The 21750-nt window shown below is 58.1% G+C and carries 24 protein-coding genes; 11 read left to right on the top strand and 13 right to left on the bottom strand.

What is annotated here, in order from left to right; genetic code table 11:
• Positions 1-19: 19 nt before the first annotated feature.
• Entirely contained in the window at positions 20-1090 is a 1071-nt protein-coding gene (locus ACWPM9_RS14260) for a bifunctional transcriptional activator/DNA repair enzyme AdaA (protein WP_484755540.1), read from the bottom strand.
• A gap of 126 nt (positions 1091-1216) precedes the next feature.
• Positions 1217-1807, bottom strand: a complete 591-nt coding sequence (locus tag ACWPM9_RS14255; protein WP_428185263.1) for a LabA-like NYN domain-containing protein — start codon at positions 1805-1807, stop codon at positions 1217-1219.
• A 298-nt stretch (positions 1808-2105) separates the two neighbouring features.
• Between ACWPM9_RS14255 and rpoZ the strand changes: the two genes are divergently transcribed.
• The 8 genes from rpoZ (at position 2106) to era (ending at position 8919) form a co-directional block, all read left to right on the top strand.
• A complete protein-coding gene (gene rpoZ, locus ACWPM9_RS14250; protein ID WP_428185262.1) occupies positions 2106-2507 on the top strand; it encodes a DNA-directed RNA polymerase subunit omega in 402 nt (133 codons plus the stop codon).
• Positions 2508-2606: 99 nt separating this feature from the next.
• A complete protein-coding gene (locus tag ACWPM9_RS14245) occupies positions 2607-4823 on the top strand; it encodes a RelA/SpoT family protein (RefSeq protein ID WP_428185261.1) in 2217 nt (738 codons plus the stop codon).
• 323 nt (positions 4824-5146) lie between these two features.
• Positions 5147-5302, top strand: coding sequence for a DUF3563 domain-containing protein (locus ACWPM9_RS14240; protein WP_428185260.1), 156 nt, complete (start codon positions 5147-5149; stop codon positions 5300-5302).
• A 105-nt stretch (positions 5303-5407) separates the two neighbouring features.
• Positions 5408-5995, top strand: a complete 588-nt coding sequence (locus ACWPM9_RS14235; protein WP_428185259.1) for a DUF2062 domain-containing protein — start codon at positions 5408-5410, stop codon at positions 5993-5995.
• Positions 5996-6004: 9 nt separating this feature from the next.
• The gene (acpS, locus tag ACWPM9_RS14230; RefSeq protein ID WP_484755539.1) at positions 6005-6409 is read left to right on the top strand and encodes a holo-ACP synthase; all 405 of its coding nucleotides are present in this window, start codon (positions 6005-6007) and stop codon (positions 6407-6409) included.
• Between the two features lie 99 nt (positions 6410-6508).
• The gene (gene lepB / locus ACWPM9_RS14225; RefSeq protein ID WP_428185257.1) at positions 6509-7252 is read left to right on the top strand and encodes a signal peptidase I; all 744 of its coding nucleotides are present in this window, start codon (positions 6509-6511) and stop codon (positions 7250-7252) included.
• Positions 7249-7962 (top strand): ribonuclease III, encoded by a 714-nt coding sequence (rnc, locus tag ACWPM9_RS14220; protein ID WP_484755538.1) that lies wholly within the window; start codon positions 7249-7251, stop codon positions 7960-7962. Before lepB ends, rnc begins: the two co-directional genes overlap by 4 nt.
• 9 nt (positions 7963-7971) lie before the next feature.
• Positions 7972-8919: a GTPase Era gene (era, locus tag ACWPM9_RS14215; protein ID WP_428186457.1), complete on the top strand. Its 948-nt coding sequence runs from the start codon at positions 7972-7974 to the stop codon at positions 8917-8919.
• A gap of 6 nt (positions 8920-8925) precedes the next feature.
• Here era and ACWPM9_RS14210 read toward each other — a convergent pair whose 3' ends face one another.
• Positions 8926-10014: an AbrB family transcriptional regulator gene (locus ACWPM9_RS14210; RefSeq protein WP_428185255.1), complete on the bottom strand. Its 1089-nt coding sequence runs from the start codon at positions 10012-10014 to the stop codon at positions 8926-8928.
• 220 nt (positions 10015-10234) lie between these two features.
• Here ACWPM9_RS14210 and ACWPM9_RS14205 point away from each other — a divergent pair, with 220 nt between their 5' ends.
• Complete coding sequence (locus ACWPM9_RS14205) at positions 10235-10873, top strand: TetR/AcrR family transcriptional regulator (RefSeq protein ID WP_484755537.1); 639 nt, start codon at positions 10235-10237, stop codon at positions 10871-10873.
• A 72-nt stretch (positions 10874-10945) separates the two neighbouring features.
• Positions 10946-11704, top strand: a complete 759-nt coding sequence (gene recO / locus ACWPM9_RS14200) for a DNA repair protein RecO (protein WP_484755536.1) — start codon at positions 10946-10948, stop codon at positions 11702-11704.
• On the opposite strand, the gene ACWPM9_RS14195 is transcribed toward recO, so the two are convergent.
• The 5 genes from ACWPM9_RS14195 to ACWPM9_RS14175 all read right to left on the bottom strand — a co-directional run bounded on the left by ACWPM9_RS14195 (position 11647) and on the right by ACWPM9_RS14175 (position 16437).
• Complete coding sequence (locus ACWPM9_RS14195) at positions 11647-11886, bottom strand: hypothetical protein (RefSeq protein ID WP_484755535.1); 240 nt, start codon at positions 11884-11886, stop codon at positions 11647-11649. The genes recO and ACWPM9_RS14195 overlap by 58 nt on opposite strands.
• 389 nt (positions 11887-12275) lie before the next feature.
• Positions 12276-13496, bottom strand: a complete 1221-nt coding sequence (locus tag ACWPM9_RS14190) for an MFS transporter (RefSeq protein ID WP_484755534.1) — start codon at positions 13494-13496, stop codon at positions 12276-12278.
• Positions 13497-13751: 255 nt separating this feature from the next.
• On the bottom strand, positions 13752-14759 hold the full coding sequence (locus ACWPM9_RS14185; RefSeq protein WP_484755533.1) for a flagellin N-terminal helical domain-containing protein: 1008 nt from the start codon (positions 14757-14759) through the stop codon (positions 13752-13754).
• A 161-nt stretch (positions 14760-14920) separates the two neighbouring features.
• Positions 14921-15772: an MOSC domain-containing protein gene (locus tag ACWPM9_RS14180; RefSeq protein WP_428185249.1), complete on the bottom strand. Its 852-nt coding sequence runs from the start codon at positions 15770-15772 to the stop codon at positions 14921-14923.
• A gap of 8 nt (positions 15773-15780) precedes the next feature.
• Positions 15781-16437 (bottom strand): HD domain-containing protein, encoded by a 657-nt coding sequence (locus ACWPM9_RS14175; protein ID WP_484755532.1) that lies wholly within the window; start codon positions 16435-16437, stop codon positions 15781-15783.
• 170 nt (positions 16438-16607) lie between these two features.
• On the opposite strand from ACWPM9_RS14175, the gene ACWPM9_RS14170 reads away from it, so the two are divergent.
• Complete coding sequence (locus ACWPM9_RS14170) at positions 16608-17564, top strand: EF-hand domain-containing protein (protein WP_484755531.1); 957 nt, start codon at positions 16608-16610, stop codon at positions 17562-17564.
• 114 nt (positions 17565-17678) lie between these two features.
• On the opposite strand, the gene ACWPM9_RS14165 is transcribed toward ACWPM9_RS14170, so the two are convergent.
• From ACWPM9_RS14165 to ACWPM9_RS14145, 5 genes are all read right to left on the bottom strand, one after another.
• A complete protein-coding gene (locus tag ACWPM9_RS14165; protein WP_428185246.1) occupies positions 17679-18563 on the bottom strand; it encodes a mechanosensitive ion channel family protein in 885 nt (294 codons plus the stop codon).
• A 273-nt stretch (positions 18564-18836) separates the two neighbouring features.
• Positions 18837-19370, bottom strand: a complete 534-nt coding sequence (locus tag ACWPM9_RS14160; RefSeq protein ID WP_484755530.1) for a tyrosine phosphatase family protein — start codon at positions 19368-19370, stop codon at positions 18837-18839.
• Positions 19367-19984 carry an HD domain-containing protein gene (locus ACWPM9_RS14155; RefSeq protein ID WP_484755529.1) on the bottom strand — a complete coding sequence of 206 codons (618 nt, stop codon included), beginning with the start codon at positions 19982-19984 and terminating at the stop codon, positions 19367-19369. Before ACWPM9_RS14155 ends, ACWPM9_RS14160 begins: the two co-directional genes overlap by 4 nt.
• A gap of 5 nt (positions 19985-19989) precedes the next feature.
• Entirely contained in the window at positions 19990-20826 is an 837-nt protein-coding gene (ygfZ, locus tag ACWPM9_RS14150; RefSeq protein WP_484755528.1) for a CAF17-like 4Fe-4S cluster assembly/insertion protein YgfZ, read from the bottom strand.
• 156 nt (positions 20827-20982) lie between these two features.
• Positions 20983-21747: a hypothetical protein gene (locus tag ACWPM9_RS14145; protein WP_484755527.1), complete on the bottom strand. Its 765-nt coding sequence runs from the start codon at positions 21745-21747 to the stop codon at positions 20983-20985.
• Positions 21748-21750: the final 3 nt, after the last annotated feature.

The following is a 21750-nucleotide window of genomic DNA, read 5'->3' as shown; positions in this document are numbered from 1 at the left end:
TCGGTTCGCAATAGATGCCTCAAATTGACCTGTGTGTCCGGGCGATCATGCGTTTTTCGTGCTCCAGAAGCCATCTCTTGCGCCACAGGCCGCCACCATAGCCTGTCAGAGAACCGTCGGCGCCCAGCACCCGGTGGCAGGGGATGACGATGGCGATCTGGTTGGCACCGTTGGCGCGGGCAACGGCGCGCACGGCGCTATCGCGACCGATTGCCTTTGCCTGGTCGGAGTAGCTGCGCTGGGTACCCGGCGGGATCCGCCGCAATTCTTCCCAGACCTGCCGCTCGAATGGCGTGCCATGGCCACCGATCCGCGTCTCGAAACCATCGTCATGGCCATCGAAATAACGGTTCAATTCGCGCCTTATCTGCTCTGTGATCCCGGTGCGCCCCATCACGATACCGCAGCTGTTGTTTCTCTGCAGTCGGCGAATTTCGGTTGGCAGGGCAGGGCGGTCGATGAATTCCAGAAGATGTAAGGCGTGGTCGCAGGCAATCGCCATCAATGGGCCAATCGGTGTCTCGATCCAGTCGGCTTTCAGGAGCGGCTTGCCCTTCATCCGCGCAGGGGCGTCGCCAAAGAGCTGGATGATGGCGGATCGAAAGCCGCTACCGGAATCATATCCGGCGTCGAGCTGGGCATCGATCACATCGGCACCAATGGTCAGGCTCTCGGCGGCCTTGCCCACACGGCGAAGCCGGGCAATTTCCAGAAAGCTCATGCCGAATTGTCGTTTGAAGGCGCGCCGCACCGTGGTGCGATCCAGCCCCATAGCCTCGATGTCGGCCTCGCACCAGCGTCGCTGCGGCTCGGCATCGAGCGCAGACAGCAGACGCGAGACAATGGGATCGTGACCCTTGAGCTTGAGCATCGGGGTGCAGCGCTTGCACGGACGGAACCCTTTTTCCAGGCAGACGCCGACGGTCTCCTCAAAGATACAGTTTTCGCGCTTTGGCTTGCGGGCGGGGCAGGTGAAACGGCAGAAGATGCCGGTGGACGAGACGCACACATAGGCGAAGCCGTCATAGGCGGCATCGCGCTGGATCAGCGCGTCATAATAGGTGTCATCTGTGGGGCGAGTAAGCAGCATGGCAGGACTTTAGCCGATTTCACCGACCATGCCGCCGAAAAAGAGGCGTTGATTTTTAAAGCTGCTACATCGCGCGAAAGAACGTGTGGCCTGATTGCAGCCAGCCTTGCGGCCGGCATTTCAGCATCAATCCTCGAATTCTTCCTCTTCTTCTTCCACCGCAGCCGGTGCCGGACGTTGCATGCGTTCGCCCGGATCGCGTCCAACTTCCGCTTTCAACGAAATAAGATCGATAAAGTGATCGGCCTGGCGGCGCAGGTCGTCTGCAATCATGGGTGGTTGCGTGGCCATGGTGGAGACCACAGTCACCTTGCGTCCGCGGCGCTGAAGCGCTTCGACCAGCGTGGTGAAATCGCCATCGCCGGAGAAAATCACCAGATGGTCGATCGTCTCTGCCTGTTCCATGGCATCGACGGCAAGCTCGATATCCATATTGCCCTTGACCTTGCGTCGGCCCATGGCATCGGTAAATTCCTTTGCGGGCTTGGTCACGACCTTGTAGCCGTTATAATCGAGCCAGTCGATCAGCGGGCGGATGGAGGAATATTCCTGATCCTCGATCAACGCTGTGTAGTAATAGGCCCTGAGCAGATAGCCGCGCTTCTGAAATGCCTTCAGCAATTTGCGATAATCGATATCGAAGCCGAGGCTTTTCGAGGCGGCGTAGAGATTGGCACCGTCGATGAAAAGACCGATTTTTTCGCGTGGGTCAAACATTCCCAAAATTCCTCGTCATACAAAACGTCACGATTGACAAAAGCGGGCCAAAAACAATTCACTGCTATGATGGTAATGATTAACTCACGTAAATTATGAATTAATCATATAAGGAATTTCTTTAGAGCAAGAAACGTCGCATTCCAAGCACGCATAGGTTGAGTTTAACTTTATATATATTAAATGTGTCATGGATAGCGCTTCTCAAGGCCGATCTGAGGAAAAACTTGAATTTGTCGTCCATTGATTGTATCGCGTCACCCAATCCCATGAGAACTCGGTTACAAAAGGACAGGCCATGGCCCGTGTCACAGTTGAAGACTGCATCGACAAAGTAGACAATCGTTTCGAGCTGGTGCTGCTCGCCAGCCACCGTGCGCGCCAGATTTCGCAGGGCGAAGCAATCACCATTGACCGCGACAAGGACAAGAACCCTGTTGTAGCACTACGTGAGATCGCTGATGAGACCCTCTCGCCAGGCGACCTGAAGGAAGACCTGATCCATTCGCTGCAAAAGCACGTCGAAGTCGACGAGCCGGAACAGGATATGGGCTCGTCTGCCGCGTCCAATTCGGATGTGGTCAAGGCCGATCAGGACGACGACATGCCGGAAACGGTTTCCTTCGACCAGATGTCGGAAGAAGACCTGCTGGCCGGCATCGAAGGCCTCGTGCCACCGGAAAAGAGCGACGATTACTAATCGTCAAGATTTATTGCCCTAATCTGGGCATATCTGATGCTATTGTTGTGCGCCAATCTCAGAGATTGGCGCGCTTTTCGTTTTTAGGAGTGGCTTTGCATGATGCGGCAATACGAACTCGTCGAGCGAGTTCAACAATATAAGCCCGATGCTAACGAAGCTCTCCTGAACAAGGCATATGTATATGCCATGCAAAAGCATGGCCAGCAGAAGCGCGCCAGCGGCGACCCCTATATCTCCCATCCACTCGAAGTTGCCGCCATTCTGACCGATATGCATCTCGATGAATCGACGATCGCGGTCGCCCTCCTGCACGACACCATCGAAGACACCAGCGCCACCCGTCAGGAAATCGACGAACTGTTCGGCGAGGATATCGGTCGCCTTGTCGAGGGACTGACCAAGATCAAGAAACTCGATCTCGTATCGAAGAAGGCCAAGCAGGCCGAAAACCTGCGCAAACTGCTTCTGGCGATCTCCGACGATGTCCGCGTCCTTCTGGTCAAGCTGGCTGACCGCCTGCACAATATGCGAACGCTCGAGCACATGCGCGACGACAAGCGCGCCCGTATTTCCGAAGAGACGATGGAAATCTATGCGCCGCTGGCCGGACGCATGGGTATGCAGGATATGCGCGACGAGCTGGAGGAATTGTCCTTCCGCTATATCAATGCCGAAGCCTATGAGACCGTCACCCACAGGCTGGAGGAGTTGTCGCAACGCAATGAAGGCCTGATCAAGAAGATCGAGGACGAGCTGGAAGAACTCCTGATCGCCAACGGTCTGCAGAATGCCCATGTGAAGGGCCGGCAGAAAAAGCCCTATTCGGTCTTCCGCAAGATGCAGTCGAAATCGCTCTCCTTCGAACAACTGTCCGATGTCTACGGTTTTCGCATCATCGTCGACGACGTGCCCGGTTGCTACCGGGCGCTCGGTATCGTCCATACTCGCTGGCGCGTGGTGCCGGGCCGGTTCAAGGATTACATATCGACGCCCAAACAGAACGACTACCGCTCCATTCACACCACCATCGTCGGTCCGTCGCGGCAGCGTATCGAGCTGCAGATCCGAACGCAGCGGATGCACGACATTGCCGAATACGGTATCGCGGCCCATTCTCTCTACAAGGATGGCGAGGGCGGCGAGGGCGAACTGCTGTCGAAGGAAAGCAATGCCTATTCCTGGCTTCGCCACACCATCGAGCAATTGTCCGATGGCGACAATCCGGAAGAGTTTCTGGAACACACCAAGCTGGAGCTGTTTCAGGACCAGGTGTTTTGTTTCACGCCCAAGGGCAAGCTGATCGCGCTGCCGCGCGGTGCGACCCCGATCGACTTCGCCTATGCCGTCCACACCAATATCGGCGACACCACCGTCGGCGCCAAGATCAACGGGTCGATCATGCCGTTGGTGACACGGCTGTCCAATGGCGACGAGGTGGAGATCATCCGCTCGGGCGTGCAGGTCCCGCCGGCCGCCTGGGAGGAAATCGTCGTTACCGGCAAGGCGCGCTCGGCCATCCGTCGCGCCACCCGCATGGCGATCCGCAAGCAATATGCCGGCCTCGGTCACCGCATTCTGGAGCGCACCTTCGAGCGTGCCGGCAAGATCTTTTCCCGCGATGCTTTGAAGCCCGTGCTGCACAGGCTCGGCCAGCGCGATGTGGAAGACGCCATCGCCTCGGTCGGGCGTGGCGAAACCTCCTCGCTGGATGTGCTGCGCGCCGTTTATCCCGATTATCAGGACGAGCGCGTCACGGTGAAGCCGGCCAATGACGAGGGCTGGTTCCACGTGCCAAGCGCAACGGGCATGATGTTCAAAATGCCGGAGCGTTCCAAGGAGGGCGAGGGCGCAGACCTCGAGCTGGCGCCGCTGCCGATCCGTGGCTTGTCCGGTCCTGTCGAAGTGCGCTTCTCACCCTCGGGTGCCGTGCCGGGCGACCGCATTGTCGGTATCGTCGAAGATCAAAAAGCCATCACCATCTATCCCATCCAGGCGGGCATCCTGGAGAAATACTACGATGAGCCCGATCGCTGGATCGATGTGCGATGGGACCTCGATGAGGCCAATCGCTCGCGCTTTTATGCCCGCATCCTGCTGAATGCGATCAACGAGCCTGGAACGCTTGCCACCGTCGCCCAGACCATCGCCGGCCTCGATATCAATATCCGAACCCTGACAATGGTCAGGGTCGCTGCCGATTTCACCGAAATGGCCATCGATATCGAAGTCTGGGACCTGCGCCAGCTCAACCAGCTGCTTGCGCAGATGAAAGATCTGGATTGCATCTCTACCATCAAGCGCCTCTACGACTGACCTGCAAGGTGGCAGCGCAGGAGCTATGCTGAACCTGCAATGCGAAAATACGCGATTTCACTGTGTCGCCTTTTGTGTCGGTAAGGGCGCTGCGTGCAATTTTGTGGGAAGGCAGTGTTTCTGGCGAGTTTGCTACTTTTGAGAGCGGCGAAATGGCGATGCGCCTAATTCGATTGCGTCACTTGCACAAAGATTGGTCGTTTTTTCGGTGTCGTTATGCGCTTGACGCATGGCAGCGTGACCAAGTCGGATATAGTCATTTGTGCGTTGCACCATTATATTGGTGATCAGACAAGACACGGACATCCTGAAAGGAAGAAACCATGTTTGGACCGATCCGCAAATTCGCACGTGCATTCCGCATCCCAAGCGTCGATGAACTGGAAACCCAGTATCTCAACAACTCCTTCGACCGCGTTGACCTTGAGCATCGTCAGCGTCAGGTTGATCGCGGCATGTTCCGCCGCCACAATTTCTGATCTCGCAAAAGCTTGATCGATCGGCCGGGAAATAATTCCCGGCAGCCGGATGCAAGCGGGCATGAGGCCTTGTCATTGCCGCTTTTGTTCCACTACATGTGACCCATGCTTTTTCGCCGACGCAAGCCTGCCGGATTGTTTGAAAAACTGCGTGGGTTGTTTTGGCCACGCAAGGGATTCGCGCGACCATTTCATTATATCGTCAAGCGCATCTTGAGATTGACGGCCTCTCCCCATGCCATTGCTGCCGGTGTTGCAGCGGGTGTGGCGTCTTCCTGGAGCCCATTCGTCGGCTTCCATTTCCTCATCGCTTTTGCCATCGCTTATCTCATCGCCGGCAATATGATTGCTGCTGCGATTGGAACAGGCTTTGGAAATCCTCTGACATTTCCATTTCTCTGGGCCACCACCTGGGAGATTGGCAACCGCATGCTCGGTATTCCCCATGGGGACCCCCATCGCCATATCAATCTCTGGCATCTGTTTGAGCGTGCCGAGCTTTCGCAGCTCTGGGGGCCTATCATCAAGCCCATGGTCGTTGGCTGCATACCGCCGGCTCTGATCAGCGGCATCGTTGTCTACAGTTTCACCTATTTCGCCGTGCGCGGCTTCCAGGCGCGCCGCAAGGCACGGCTGGCTGAACGTGCGAAAAAACGTTTCAACGCGGCCATCGACGGCATCGCCAGCGTATAGGACCCCATCATGATCATTGGTATCGGCAGCGATCTGATCGACATCACCCGTATCGAAAAATCGATCGAACGGTTCGGAGATCGCTTCGTCAATCGTTGTTTCACCGATGTGGAGCGTCACAAATCCGATCGCCGCACGAACCGTGCTGCCTCATATGCAAAGCGGTTTGCGGCCAAGGAAGCCTGTTCGAAAGCACTCGGCACGGGCCTTGCCAACGGCGTGTTCTGGAAAGACATGGGCGTGGTCAATCTTCCCGGCGGCAAGCCGACCATGTCCCTCACCGGCGGCGCTGGCGAGCGCCTGGCTGAACTGATGCCGGCAGGCCACGAACCTTACATCCATTTGACCATCACCGATGAACACCCCTATGCGCAGGCCTTCGTGATTATCGAGGCAAGACCGGTTGCCGGTTGAGCCTGCAGGCGTTAGATGCTTTTCGCCGGTCTCTACCGTTGCCGCGAGAGCGGTTAGCGACTAGACAGGGCTGAATTACCAGAAAAAGGAAGACGACGCGTGGCCGAAAGAGCTGAGAAGTCACAGAACGCCCTGTGGGAAAACATAAAGGTCATCATCCAGGCCCTGCTGCTGGCAATGATCATCCGAACGGTGCTGTTCCAGCCCTTCACCATCCCGTCCGGCTCCATGATGCCGACGCTGCTGGTGGGTGACTACATCTTCGTCAACAAATTCTCCTACGGCTATTCCAAGTACTCGCTGCCATTCTCGCCTGACCTGTTTTCTGGCCGTATTCTTGCAAGCGAACCCACACGCGGTGACGTCGTGGTGTTCCGCTTCCCGCCAAACCCCGAGATCGATTACATCAAGCGTCTCGTCGGCCTGCCGGGTGACCACATCCAGGTCATCGACGGCGTTCTCTACATCAACAAGAAGGCTGTTCCGCGCGAGCCCGACGGTTCCTTCACCTCGGACTATCGTCTGGATCCAGGTGAAGATGTTCCGGTCTATCGCGAGACCATGGACAACGGCAAAACCTACGACACGCTCGATCAGGTCCAGTTTTCCCGCGGTGACAACACCCGTGAATTCATCGTGCCTGAAGGCCATTATTTCATGATGGGCGACAACCGCGACAATTCGCTCGACAGCCGTTTTGATGTCGGATTCGTGCCGGCGGAAAATCTGGTCGGCCGCGCCTCGATCATCTTCTTCTCGCTTGGCAATGACACGTCGTTCCGTGAAATCTGGAACTGGCCTGCCAATATGCGTTGGGACCGTCTGTTCAAGGTTGTTGAATGACAAAGGCGAACGCTCAGGCCGAAATGCGTGCCAAGGTCGAGGCAGCGATTGGCCATGAATTCGCCGACAAGACGCGACTGGACCGCGCGCTCACCCATTCGAGCGCGCGCCGTCAAAAGGGCAGCGACTACGAGCGGCTCGAGTTCCTGGGAGACCGGGTTCTCGGCCTTTGCGTGTCCGAACTGTTGTTCCGGACCTTTCTGACGGCGACAGAGGGCGAGCTTTCGGTGCGCTTCAACCAGCTGGTGAGCGCCGAGACCTGTGCCCAGATTGCCGACGAACTGGAGCTTCATCGCTTTATCCGCACAGGCTCGGACGTGAAAAAGCTGACCGGCAAGAATATGCTGAATGTGCGCGCCGACGTGGTCGAGAGCCTGATTGCGGCCATCTACCTGGACGCCGGTCTCGAGGCCGCCCGCGCATTTATCCTTCGCTTCTGGAGCAGCCGGGCCACAAAGGCCGATGCGGCCCGGCGCGACGCAAAGACCGAATTGCAGGAATGGGCACATGCCCATTATGCGGTAACCCCGAACTACAGGGTTGATGATCGCTCCGGACCGGATCATGATCCCCGTTTTACGGTTACTGTCGAAATTCCGGGTGTTGCACCCGAAACGGGCGTAGAACGCTCCAAGCGCGCAGCAGAGCAGGTTGCTGCAACGCGCCTGCTGGAGCGCGAAGGCGTCTGGCAACCGTCAGGCGAAGATTGATTGGACGATATGACAGAATTTGAAGAACATTCCGCCGCTGAAGGGTCAGCCGACGGCGAGGCCCCGACCCGCTCGGGTTTCATTGCCTTGATCGGCGCGACCAATGCCGGCAAGTCCACCCTGGTCAATCGCCTGGTCGGCGCCAAGGTGTCGATTGTCAGCCACAAGGTGCAGACGACCCGCGCCGTCATGCGTGGCATCGCCATCCATAACCGCACCCAGATCGTATTCATGGATACCCCCGGCATCTTCAAGCCAAGGCGCAGGCTCGACCGTGCCATGGTGACCTCAGCCTGGGGTGGCGCCAAGGATGCCGATGTCATCCTTCTGTTGATCGATAGCGAGCGCGGTTTGCGCGGCGATGCCGAGTCGATCCTGGAAGCGCTGAAAGATGTGCATCAGCCGAAGATCCTTGCGCTCAACAAGATCGATCGGGTGAAGCCGGAAGATCTGTTGAAGCTGACGCAGGCGGTCAACGAGATCGTGCCCTTTGAGCGCACTTTCATGATTTCGGCCACCACCGGTTCCGGTTGCGACGATCTGATGGATTTCATGGCGGCCCGTCTGCCGGAAGGTCCCTGGTATTATCCGGAAGACCAGATTTCGGATCTGCCAATCCGCCAGCTGGCTGCTGAAATCACCCGCGAAAAACTGTTTCTGCGTCTCCATCAGGAGCTGCCCTACGCCTCTCACGTCGAAACGGAGAAGTGGGAAGAGCGTAAAGACGGATCTGTGCGCATCGAGCAGGTGATCTATGTCGAGCGCGACAGCCAGAAGAAGATCGTTCTGGGCAAGGGCGGCGATGCCATCAAGGCCATCTCCACCGCATCCCGCAAGGAGATGTCGGAGATCCTCGAACAGCCGGTACACCTGTTCCTGTTCGTGAAGGTTCGCGAGAACTGGGGCGATGATCCAGCCCGCTTCCGCGAGATGGGGCTGGAATTCCCCAAGGGCTGATTCCAATCAAGCCGGCAGACGGCGGGCCACGAATTTTGCGATTGGCCCGCCCAGCAGCAACACCAGCACAAACCGCACCGTCTGCAGCGCCATGACGAAGGATATGTCGACTGGTGTGGATGCGGCGATAATGGCAATGCTGTCGAGACCGCCGGGGCTGGTTGCCAGATAGGCGGTCATCGGATCTATGCCGAGACCCTTCCACAGAATGATCGCCAGCAAGCCGCTGAAGGCGAGCAGCACGACGATGGACAGAGCAATCTGCGGCAGAGCGTTTGCGGCATGGCGCAAAATACGCCGGGTAAAGCCGAGCCCGATGCGCCAGCCGAGAACGCCATAGCCGGCGGCCAGCAACCAGATCGGCAGTTCGACCTCTATCAGGCCCAGACTCTTTAGAATCGTTAAGGCAATCATCGGCAGCAGCATCGTCCCGGCCGGTATTTTGAGTGCTGCGCCCAGGGCGCTGGCACTGATGGCGACGACGATCGTTTCGGTAAAGGCGATCCAGTCTACCGGTGGCCACCAGTCTATCGGTGCACTTTGCTCTCCACTTGCGTGAAATATGAAGGCAGCCACCAGCGAGGCGGATGCAGCCACAGCGACGACACGCAGATATTGCATGAAGGCGACCAGCCGCGCATCCGCTCCATGGGCCTCGGCCATCAGAACCATCGCCGACGCACCACCGGCAGAGGTGCCCCAAACACCTGTGGTTCCCGGTAGCGCACCCGCGCGGGCCAGAAGATAGCCGAACACGCTCGTGGCGCCGATCACGGACAACACCACGGCAATGAAGATGGGCCAGTCATCGAGGAAGGCTGGAATGACGCCCGGATCGAGAGAACGCGCGATGACGCAGCCGACCAGCGAGTGGGCAGCGATATAGGGAATGCGAGACACATTCAGTCGAGCGCCATTGGTCGCAAACAGGATTGCCGTCAGCATCGGCCCCATCAGCAGGGCTGCTGGAATGTGCCACCATTCCAACAGGCCCGTGATCGGGACGGTGACCAGCAGGAGCAGTCCCCATCTGACCTGGGCCGGAAGGTTGGTCAGGATACCGGGGTCGGCTACATGTTCCTTGGATAATGGCATCGGGGTCTCCATCTCCGCTATCGCCTGAGAGAATGTGGGCGCAGTGGTCCGTTGGCCGCTGCCGGCAAGGGTCGCGAGACATGTCCTGTCGCGCAAAAGGCGGTTGGCTGAGAGGGATGTTGACGCATCAAGGCGGCCTTATGGTGGGGCTCTGGAAAGGGCTGGACCCAATCTCGACAAGATAGTATGTGAGGTTGTCCTCACAAAAAGATATATGAGCATGGCCTCGCAAAAGTCAATATCCGAAACCGAAGTCAAGGCGAAGACGCCGCAGCGCAAGCGTGGGCGTGACCGCGTCGCCCAACTTCTGGAGGCGGGAGCCGCAGTCTTTGCGGAGCGCGGCTACGACGCCGCCACCATGACGGAGATCGCGGCGCGGGCAGGGGCCGCCATCGGTTCGCTCTATCAGTTCTTCCCCAACAAGGAGCTTCTGGCCGACGCGCTGGTCGAACGCTACGGCGAGCACGTATTCGAGCGGCTCGATGAAATAGAGGCGCAAGTCACTGCGCTGACAGCAGACCAGTTGACGGATGTCCTGCTGTCGGTCTTCCGCAATCTCGCAGCCGAGCGCCAGCTTGCTCTGTCACTGCTCGATGCCCGCTGGACGGGGCCATCTGTGCGGCCCGGCCACTTCCGCAGTCACATACGTGCCAGGATCGCCGGCATCCTCCGTCTGTGGAACGGTCAGCTTGTGGAGACGGACGCTGCCATCCACGCAGCCGTCATCTTGCAAGCCATGAAGGCGGATGTGCAGCTGACCGAGGAAGCGCCTTATCCGGCAAAGAACTCCGTTGTGCAGGCATGGCGGGGCATATTGCGTGACTATCTCGCCAAGCTGAAGCCCGACGCTGCAAACTGACGACATCGATTGGGACCGGAACCTCTGTCGATTTTTACTGTGTCCCGCCGCCCGCTGGTGTAGAAAACACCCATGCAATGGAGCGACGAATCCATCCTTCTCGGTGTCAAGCGCCACGGCGAATCCAGTGTGATTGCCGAGATGATGACGCGCGCCCACGGCCGTCATCTGGGTCTCGTTCGCGGCGGGCGGTCCCGCACACTGCAACCGGCTCTTCAGCCGGGCAATCGGCTGGATGTGACATGGCGCGCGCGTCTGGATGAGCATCTGGGCGAATATCGCATCGAGCCGGTCCGTTTGAGGGCGGGCGAGCTGATGGAAAGCGCGCTTGGCGTCTACGGCGTGCAGGCGCTGGGCTCATTGCTGCGCCTGTTGCCGGAGCGCGACCCGCATCTGCACCTTTATGAAGCGCTGGATGTCATTCTGGACAATCTGGGAGAACCGGCCGCCGCCGGGGAACTGTTCATCCGGTTTGAACTTGCGGTGTTGAACGATCTGGGTTTCGGCCTTGACCTTGCACGATGCGCTGCGACCGGCACCGAACGCGATCTCGTCTATGTCTCGCCAAAGTCGGGACGGGCGGTCAGCCGTGACGCGGGCGCGAATTGGGCCGACAAGATGCTGCCACTGCCGCCATTTCTGCTGGCAGGTGCGGCAAAGTCTGCCAACCGGGACAGCCTGTCCGATGCCTTTCGACTGACTGGGTATTTTTTGTCCAGGCATGTCTACGAGCCGCGCGGGCTGGAACCCGGCACGGCGCGAGACGGTTTTCTTCAGGCGGCATTGAAGGTGTTGCCGCCAGCCATCTTGCCAGGGCCTGCACCGGTCTGACCGTTGCCGCTCGACGATGACATATGGGCGTGAATGGCCCGTCTGAGTTCTGTAATGCTCGAATAACTGCCGCCGTCCAGTTCGATGACTGGAAATTTGACCGCAATAAATTTCACCCGGTCTCCATCTGGAACCGTGATGCCGACAGGAACGCCGGCATATTCAACAACTTGTTTTTCCATAATGCTATTCCCCGCCTACGCGATCCGCGCGGGCATCCTTGTAACGAATGTCGATTTAATCAGTTCCGGTACGCCGTCACATTCGACAGAAATTTCGCATCGGGCTTTTTGTCGGCCGAAGCGATACAGGATGCCAGGAGTAAGCGGCATGATGGTACACAACACGCATTGCGCGAACCTCCTCTTTGGCGTGACCGCCTGTAGCGGTCGTTGGCAATTTTGACCGTCGGTTCACTCCGACTTGAGTAAAATAGGAATAGTGGAACGAGCGGTCAACGGTCGATACGAAATAAATAAAATCCTATTCCGTATCGTTATGTCATATTGCTGCCATGCAGCATAAAATTCTTCACAATTATGTTTATCTGGATTCGTGTTTGTATGCAACTTTATGCATGTACGGCTGCGTTTCGCTCCACTGCCCGTTCGGCAATAGGCCAGTGAACGATGGCGGCAAACACGCCTAGCGCGACTCCGAACCACCAGACAGAATCGTAGGAACCGAATTTGTCATAGAGATATCCGCCCATCCAGACGCCGAGAAACGAGCCGATCTGGTGCGACAGGAACACCACGCCGCCCAGCATGCCGAGATGGCGTGTGCCGAACATGATTGCAACCAGTGCATTGGTGGGCGGCACGGTGGATAGCCACAACAGACCCATGACAATGGCAAAGACCACAACCGAAGTCGGCGTCTGGGGCAGCAGCAGGAATGCCGTGACGACGACCGAGCGCAGAATATAGATCAGCGACAGGAAGTGTGGCTTTGAATAGCGCTGGCCGATAAAACCGGCCCCCAGGGAACCGATGATGTTGAAAAAGCCGATCAGCGCCATGGCAATTACCGCATAGCGCGCATCGATGCCGATATCGCCAAGATAGGCAGGAAAATGCGCGGTGATGAAGGCCACCTGAAAACCGCAGACGAAGAAGCCGGAGGCCAGCAGGACATAGCTTTTGTGGCCCAGCGCTTCGCGAAGCGCCGCACCCGCCGTCTGCTCGAACTGCGCTTGGGATTGCGTGCCGGACTTGGAGTTGCCTCTGAGAGGATAGGCGAGCAGCGGGACAACCAGCATGAAAATGCCGAGATAGACCAGGCTGTCGGACCAGCCGAAATTGGAAATCAGCGCCTGGCTGAGCGGGGCAAACAGGAACATGCCGGCAGAACCCGCCGCAGTGCCGATCCCGAAGGCAAGCGAGCGCTGTTCGGGCGCCACATTGCGCGCAAACGCCGAGAGAATGATGCCGAATGACCCTGATGCGACCCCAAGCCCGACCAGCACGCCGCCGCCGACATGCAGCCAGATCGGGGCGTCGGCCTGCGACATGATAATGAGGCCCGCCGCATAAATGAGGCCCGAAAGGGTCAGTACGCGGGCGGTGCCATATTTATCGGCGAGCGCGCCGAAAAATGGCTGCCCGAGTCCCCAGCACAGATTCTGGATGGCCATGGCCAGACCGAATGTCGAGCGGTCCCAGCCGGTGTCGGCCAGCATCGGTAGCTGGAAAAAGCCCATGGCCGAACGCGGACCGAAAGTCAGCATGGCAATCAGCGAGCCACTGGCAATGATCAGCCAGGGCATAGGGCTGCGAATGATTTTTTCCATAAAGAGATCCCTCGTTCAACGCGATCATAGGTAGCACTGGAGGCGCCGCCAAACGTATTTTAATGAAGATCCCATCAAGGATGGTGATGCTTCATGTGTTCGCACTGCTTTGGGGGCGCTGCCTCTCGGGGAAAAATAGACAAGGCTTTCGGCAAACCGGATTCCGTGCCGAGTGATCAGTGCTGTGATGCGTCCTTTCGTGCCCACCGGCCAAGGGCAGTCACAGGATAAAACGCACCGACGTTGGGGCAGAACTTATTGGAACAGTTGCAGGATAGCCTGCGAATTGCCATTGGCGATAGACAGTGCCTGTATGCCGAGCTGCTGTTGGGTTTGCAGTGCCTTGAGCCGGGTCGATTCCTCGTTCATGTCGGCATCAACCAACCGACCAACGCCGGTTTCGATCACATCGGACAAGTCTGCGGCGAAATCTGTCTGCGTCGAGATTCGCGTGCTGAGCGCACCATAGGTCGCTGCCACGTCGGTCGCATATTCCTGAACATAATCGAGCACCTGGATCATCTCGTCGAGATCGGTGTTGCTGGTCGACGAATCGAGCGACATCTCCGTGATGGACGGATAGCCAGAAACGAGGGGCGAGTCCGATTTGAACAGGACCCATCCGGTGGCCATGCCGTTTTCCAGAGCGAAATCCTGGCTGGTAAGGATGCCGAGATCGCCGACATGGCCGTCGAGGAAGTCGAACAATGCAAATGTCGACGACGGCACTGTCGTCTGAGTTTCGTCGTAGTAGTCGACCTTGATCGTGTCTATGCCGACGGTGCCGTCGGCCGCCCGCGTGAAGCCACCGACGAGATACTTGTCCTTCACCAGGTTTTCGTCATCCGCGGTCTCGAGATAGAGCCAGTTTTCCCCGTTGAAGCTCGAGGACTTCGAGATGCTCAGCAACTGATTTTTCATTTCGGTCACTTCCGACCAGATCTTGTCACGGTCGACGCCGGGTTCACGTGCCGCCACGAATTTCGCCTTGATTTCGCTCAGGACATCGATGGAAGCTTCCATCCCCATATAGGCGGTATCGACCTTGGCTGCGCCGAAGGCGAGCGCATCCTGAACGGCGGAAAGAGCCTTGTTGTCGGAGCGCATGGTGGTTGCAATCGACCAATAGGCGGCATTATCGTCTGCACCTTCGACACGGTAGCCACTGGAGACCCGTGACTGGGTCGTGTTCAATTGCGAATTGATAGAGCGCAAAGTGTCGAGCGCCGCAATGGCGGCGCCATTCGTTTGAATGCTGACCATGAGGAGAAGCTTTCCAGGCAGTAATACTATATCGGCAATACATTGCTCACCGGGAATTTCCCGCCGCCCGTCATGGCGATGTTTGTGCATGTCTAGAAATATTCGGATATTGTGAAAGTTCTTTTAATCACCCCAAAAAAGAACCCGTCATTACTGATAGGCTATTTTCGTGCTTTGAAAGTCCAGCCATCTTCGCGCACGTCCAGCACGGATACCGTGTCGCCGAGCTTCAAACGTCCTTCGCCACGCGGTACCGTATTCCAGCCGAATAACGGCCCGGGAACACGCCTGTCCGCGGACATGCGCAGACGCCCCATGGCCGGCATGGGATTGGCACCCTCGCGCGAGCCGGTCGCCTGATCCTGCGTGGTCATGATGCAACGCGGGCAGGGCTTGACTAGATCGAACACCATGTCGCCAATCTGGATCACCGACCAACGATCCTCGGCCCAGGGCTCGTCGCAATCGACGACGATGTTGGGGCGGAAGCGATCCATGCCCACCGAGCCTTCGCCATGGGCTTGCATATCGGCGTTGAGGGCCGCAAGCGAAGCGGTTGTCGTCACCAGGATCTGGTAGCCATCGGCAAAGGTCACGGGGCTGTCGGGACCTGCCCATTCGGCACTTGCCGTGCGGCTGGCGCCGCTGTCGAAGAACACCAGCTTCACATCGCGGCCGAACCAGTCGGACAGTTTGGCATCGACAGTGTCGTCGGCGGCTGCTGCATTGACGATGGATTTCCAGATGGCCACGTCCATGCGCTTGTCGGGATGCGGCGGTGCCACCATCATCTCCCGCCCGTCATCCATGACAAGGCGAATATAGCCGGAATGGGGAAGCGCAGTCAGGCGGGCAAGCGCCGGCAGTTCGCGCTGGGTGATGAAATGGCCGGAAGCATCGACAAGCATCATTCGGCGGTCGCCCATCAGTCCGCGTGCATCAATCATCGCTTCGGGAATCGCAATTGCGCGTGCGCTCTTGAATGGATAGATGTTGAGTGCGCTGACCTGCATGATGTCCCTCAGATTTCCTCGAAAAACAGATCGTAGACCTGCTTCAGTCTGTCATGGCGTTCGCTGGCAAGCCGCCGTCCGGCCGTGGTCTGGAAGCCGTCGGCCAGTTTGAACAGTTTTGCCGGGAAGTGGTCAATGGCAAAGGCGCGGTCATCGAGCGCGCGGTTTTCTGCACGCGGATCCGCGGCATCGTAGAGCGCGGAGCCCATACGTCCGGCGATATAGAAGCAACGGGCTGCACCGATAATACCGATGGCGTCCAGCCTGTCGGCATCCTGCAGGATCTTCGCCTCAAGGCTTTCGGGCGCGATGCCGGCTGAAAAGCTGTGGGCGGCGATGGCATGGCAGACAGACGAAATGTCCGGGTCACTCCAGCCCATGTTCCTGAGAATGCCTGCGGCCTTGTCGGCGGCCAGCGTGGAGGCCCTGGACCTGAGCGGTGAACTCTTTTCCACGGAGACGCAATCATGCAGCAGGACGGCTGCCGCCAGAATGCGACCCTCTCCACCTTCGTCGCCATGGATGCGCATCGCATTACGAAACACGCGGGCAATATGGGCCAGATCATGCGCCCCGTCGTCACCGCCCTCTATCGCGTGGGGCATGAGCTCGGTTGCAAGGGCTTCATAAGGCCGGAAACCGGCAAGGAATTTTGCATCTGTCATGGTTGTGGTCCGGATTGGTCGGCACGACGGCCGCGCCAGCGGTCTGGCTACAAATCGCAATGGCGGTTTTGTAGGCTAGAGATCGGCGAAAGAAAAGGACCGGAGACAGCATGTGACAAGGCCCAGTTGCATCGCGGATAAGGCAACGCGCCGGAGGAGCGCTGTCGGCGATGGGCGTTACATCGATTGCGTTCGCAATAGTAAGAATGGTTATTAAAATTAACCGATCATTAATTGGTTTTGATCCGCCCCTGAAATTCGGTAATATGTGTGCGACCCTTTTTGATTTTTGCGTCGGGGCAGGCGGACGTCAATATTTCAGGGGGTATATGATGACATCAATTTCTTCAAATTATACAGCAACTTCATCCTATGTTCAGAGCCTTGACACCAATGGCGATGGTGTTGTGAGCGCAGAGGAACTGGCGGCAGGCGACAAGAAGAGCGGTCGAACCCAGGACCCGACAGTCGAAGTTGGTGGTAGCGCGGCCGCACAGTCCCAGCTCTCCAGCATGTTGTTTCAGTCGATGAACGCGGCAAGCGACAGTGGCACAATGAATCCACCCTCATTTGCCGATATGTTTGCGGCCATGGATGACGATGGCGACGGCAGCGTGAGCGAGGCTGAGTTCGTTGCTGCACGTCCAAAGGACGTGACGGAAGAGATGGCGACAGCACTCTTTGGCCGGATCGACAGTGAGGGCAGCGGTTCTATTTCCGAAGACCAATATGTATCGATGATGGAAGCGCAGCCTCCGATGGGCCCGCCGCCACCGCCGCAAAACGAAGACACTGAGCAACTGTCCTTTGCCGACCTGTTCGCCGAAATGGATAGCGATGGCGATGGAACAATCAGTGCAGCCGAGTTCGTCGCCGCCCGTCCCGATGATGTCACCGAAGACATGGCGACACAGCTTTTCAGCGATATTGATACGGAGCAGACGGGATCAATTACCGAAGAGCAGTTTACCACTGCGATGACGGCTATGCGGACCCCGCCGGAAGCCTCGGCTGAAGACGTTGATACTGTCAGCCTTGCCGACATTCTTGAAAGGGTCAATGCACTTTTCTCTGAATATCTTGCCGACGCGGCAGACGGCACCAGCACGGAATCTATCCTCGTGTGACCATTCGAGATCTTTCGATCTCGCCGGGCCAGCACCATAGCAAGTCCACAAAGTAGAAAGGGGTGTTTCTTCCGAAACACCCCTCTTTGCCGCCGGAATTCAGAAAAGCTGCCCTCAGCGAGCCTCTTTTTCCTCCACCGGTGGTCTTTCCAGCTTGGCCGCCAGTTCGCCGGAATAGGTAACCTGCGGGAACGGGATCGAGATGCCCGCATCGTCAAACGCAAGTTTCACCGCTTTGGTCAGGTCGCGCGATGTGGTCCAGAAATCTGCCGACGCTGTCCAGTAGCGCAGCGTCAGGACAACCGCGCTGTCTCCGAGTTCCATCACAAAGGTTGCCGCCTCCGGATCGGACAGCACGCGTGTGTCGGCTGTTGCGAGCTTCATCATGATCTCTTCGGCCTGGGTAATGTCGTCCTCATAGCCGATGCCGACATTGAGATCGAATCGACGTGTCGGCTCGCGGCTGAAATTGACGATCGGCACATTCCAGAGCGTGGAGTTGGGGGCCAGCAAATATTTACCGTCAAAGGTCTTCATTTCCGTGGCAAACAGGCCGACTTCGCGCACGGTGCCGGAAATATTGCCGGTATCGATATACTCACCCACCCGAAATGGCCTCAGCACCAGCAGCATGATCCCGGCTGCGATGTTCTGCAAAGTCCCCTGCAAGGCAAGGCCGATGGCCAGACCCGCTGCACCAAGGGCGGCGAGGATGGAGGCCGTCTGCACCCCGAATTGTCCCAGCACGGCAATGAAAACCATGATGAGGACGGCATAGCGCACCACATTGGAGAGGAAGACCGCGAGCGTTTCATCGACACCTCTGACCCGGCCGAGTCCACGGCGTGCCCAGCGACCGAGGATAGCGGCGAAAGCCCAGCCGATGATGAGCAGCAGAAGCGCGCCAACGATCGAGAAGGAATATTCCACTGCAATCGCGCTTGCCTGACTGAGTGCGGCGCGCGTTGCGATGAAAAACTGTGATGTCTGTTGTTCCATGCGTTCAATTGTCCCCTTGCAGGTCGGTGTCTATCGGCCACGGGGAACGGAAGGATGCCCTGAATAGAAAAGGGTCTCACGATTTCCGCCTGAGTTGACGGCAATGGGAGACGCTGTTCGGGCCCGGCTGTTCCTCGAGGATATGCTGGCAACGCAGTGACGGAACGGCCGGACGCCCGTCTGTCGCCAAGTTTCTAACGTAAGTAAGCTCCATAAGTTCCAGCTAAACTGGGCTACGGTTCTTCCGAAGTCCAGTCTAGGGGAGAATAATGCTCAGCTCGCCGCATTTTCGGCATTGAGAGGCAAGAGGAAGGGAGCGGCCTCCTTGAACTCTGCACCGCGGCCTATCGATTTGACGGCAGCCCGCAAACGACCGTCCCGCTCGAGCAGACGGTCGGCAATATCCACCAGCCGTGCATTCGGGGTCGCATGCGCCGACGCTTGCCGGAGGCGCTGCACCAGTGCCGCATCCTCCTGCTCGGGATGAACGGCGAGAGCCGCAATCAGTGCCGCCGCTGGGGAGCGCGACACACCAAACCAGCAATGAATGAGAAGCGGCGCGCTCCGGTCCCAGCCACGGGCAAAATCGATGATCGCCTGCACATGACTGTCCTGCGGCGCGATCAGCTTTCCGGTGCCGGCAAAGCTGATGTCGTTGACACCGAGCTTCAGGTGGCGCTCCGCCTGGATCACCGCGGGGCGATGGAAATCCTGATTGGCAGCCATCAGGCTGATCATTTCGCATGCGCGGTGCCGCACGGCCATTTCGGCAATATGCGACAGCGGAGAGACGATGATCAATGTCATGATTTTCCGGCGCGCTCGGCGTCGATAGCCTCGAAACGGCGAACGAAATGGACCTGCGCCGTGGTCGCGGCGTCAGGCGCGATCGGCAGCATCTCGCGACTGAAGCCGCGCGGCATGCCGAACAATTTCTTGGCTTCGGTCTCGGAAAAGCCGGCAAGCTCGACTGCCTCGAAATAGGCGGCGATCTGGTCGGCCTTCTTGATCTGCGCTTTTAATTCACGGCTCGGATGCGGTGCCAGGCCGAATCGCAGATGGATGGCCGCCTCCAACCGTTTCTCGACCGTTTTGTAGCCACCGCCGACGACGGCTTTGAACGGCGAGATCATGTCGCCGATCACGAATTCCGGCGCGTCATGCAGCAGTGCCATCATCCGGTCGTCTGCACTGGCCTGCGGCTGGTTGATGCAGAAGATCTGCTCGACCATGATCGAGTGCTGCGCCACCGAAAAGGCATGGTCGCCATGGGTTTGCCCGTTCCAGCGCGCCACACGCGCCAGTCCGTGGGCAATATCGATCAGCTCCACATCAAGCGGGGAGGGATCGAGCAAATCCAGGCGTCGGCCTGAAAGCATGCGCTGCCAGGCCCGCGCCGAAATCGGTGTAACGGATGCCATTGCGGTCAGCTTTCCTCGGACGGCTGTGGAAAACTGAGCCCGGTCCAGCCCGCAAGGGTCAGAGCCACAGGCACTTCCCCTGCAAGAATCGGAGTGTCGGAAGCCATGGCGTTTCCGGCGCGATCGATCCTGACTATTGAAAGTCCACGCTTCCCGGCAATGGTGCCAAGCGTGCCGAGTGGCTTGCCACCGGCGGTAATCTCCGTGCCGGCTGCGGGCAAAGGCGCTTCAGCCGTCACGATGACCAGACGCCGGCGGGCGGTTCCACGATGCTGCATGCGGGACACGACTTCCTGTCCGACATAGCATCCTTTTTTGAACGAAACACCCGCGTTCAGATCCATCATCACGTCATGGGGATACACATCGTCCAGCGCAAAGTCGAAGGGGGTCTCCGCAACGCCAGCCAGAACTCTGAGCGCATGATAGCCCTCGATCGTGTAATCGCCATGTTTTCCGGCCTGTCGCATGACGGGAATACCGGCCGCGGCAAAGCGCATGTCCACAACCGCGTCGTCGCCTGCAATATCGCCCCAGGTGACGGTCACGCCGTCACTCGGCTCGTTGGAAATCTCGACCTTCGAGCGCAGCTTGTACATGGCAAGGCGCTTGCTCATAGCCTCTGCATTGCTGGCCTGGGTGTCGACAATGAAGTCTGCGCCGTCCCGCCAGATCATGAATGCGAACTGGATCTTGCCCTGCGGGGTCAGCAAGGCTGCTGGCATGGCCTCGCCTTGAGGCAGGCTATCGAGATCGGTGGTGATGAGATTTTGTAAAAATTTTTCGGCATCGGGTCCGCTCAGGCGGATGAGTGCTCTGTCTGGCAAGAGTGCGGCTGGCATCGTTTTCGTATCCGATTGGGTAATGAAATTGTGAAGTTGTCGGCGGTCACGAACGATTCATGCATATCAGACCCGCATTGGGCGAGCATGACAATGCCCAATTCTTTCGAATCAGTAAATAGAACGTGTACGGCCGGCCCCTTAACCGGAATGAAATCAGTCGCCGCCCAGCAGGAAACGCCATTCGCCGTCCGGGGAAATCCCCAGGCGGAAGAAATTGTAATTGCCGATCTCCAGCATGCTGGCGAAATCGCCGGCCGTGACGATACGGAAAAGCTGAACCTTTTCAGGCGCCGTCAGCGCCTGAAGCGGCTTTTCGGCAAAATAGGGCCAGACATACATTTCGCTCGGCGTTCCGGCATTCACACGCGCATAACCGGCTGCCAGCAGATCTTCGATAATGGCCAGGATCTCGATCCCGTCATCGTCGCCGGAAAAACCCTTGAGGACGTCCACTGGGTCGGAATCTGACCCACTCAGTTGCAACTGCGTCTGGTTGGGGCCGGGATTCATCAACGGCTTCAGCTTGGAAACATCACCGGTCGCCGTTGCGTCGATGATCAGCTGGCGCATGCGCTTTACGGGTTCGGGAAGCTTGTCGAGGTCGAACTCGACCTCAACGGTGCCAGACTGCGACGAATCATCGGTCACCGCCTCATCGTCAGCGGGCGCAGAATTGATCAGCGGGTCGGGATCGGGAATGCCAAGCGCACCGTCATTCGGAAGCTCGTCTGCCGGCACATCCTCGGGCGGCAGAAGTTCGCCATTGGTTGCTCCGCGATCGTCCGCACCGGGGATGGATTTCAGTTGTGAAAGTGCAAAAACGCCGTTGCTCTGCGCGGCAAGCCCTGCCGTACAGATGATCGCCGCCAAAGTCGGGCGGAGAATGTATCGACGCAAGGCGGTAGCTCCGACGCGCATCGC

The organism is Agrobacterium sp. H141 (genome assembly GCF_057158725.1).
Note: the sequence above shows the minus strand (reverse complement) of the source record. Positions and strands in the feature narration are given on the sequence as shown.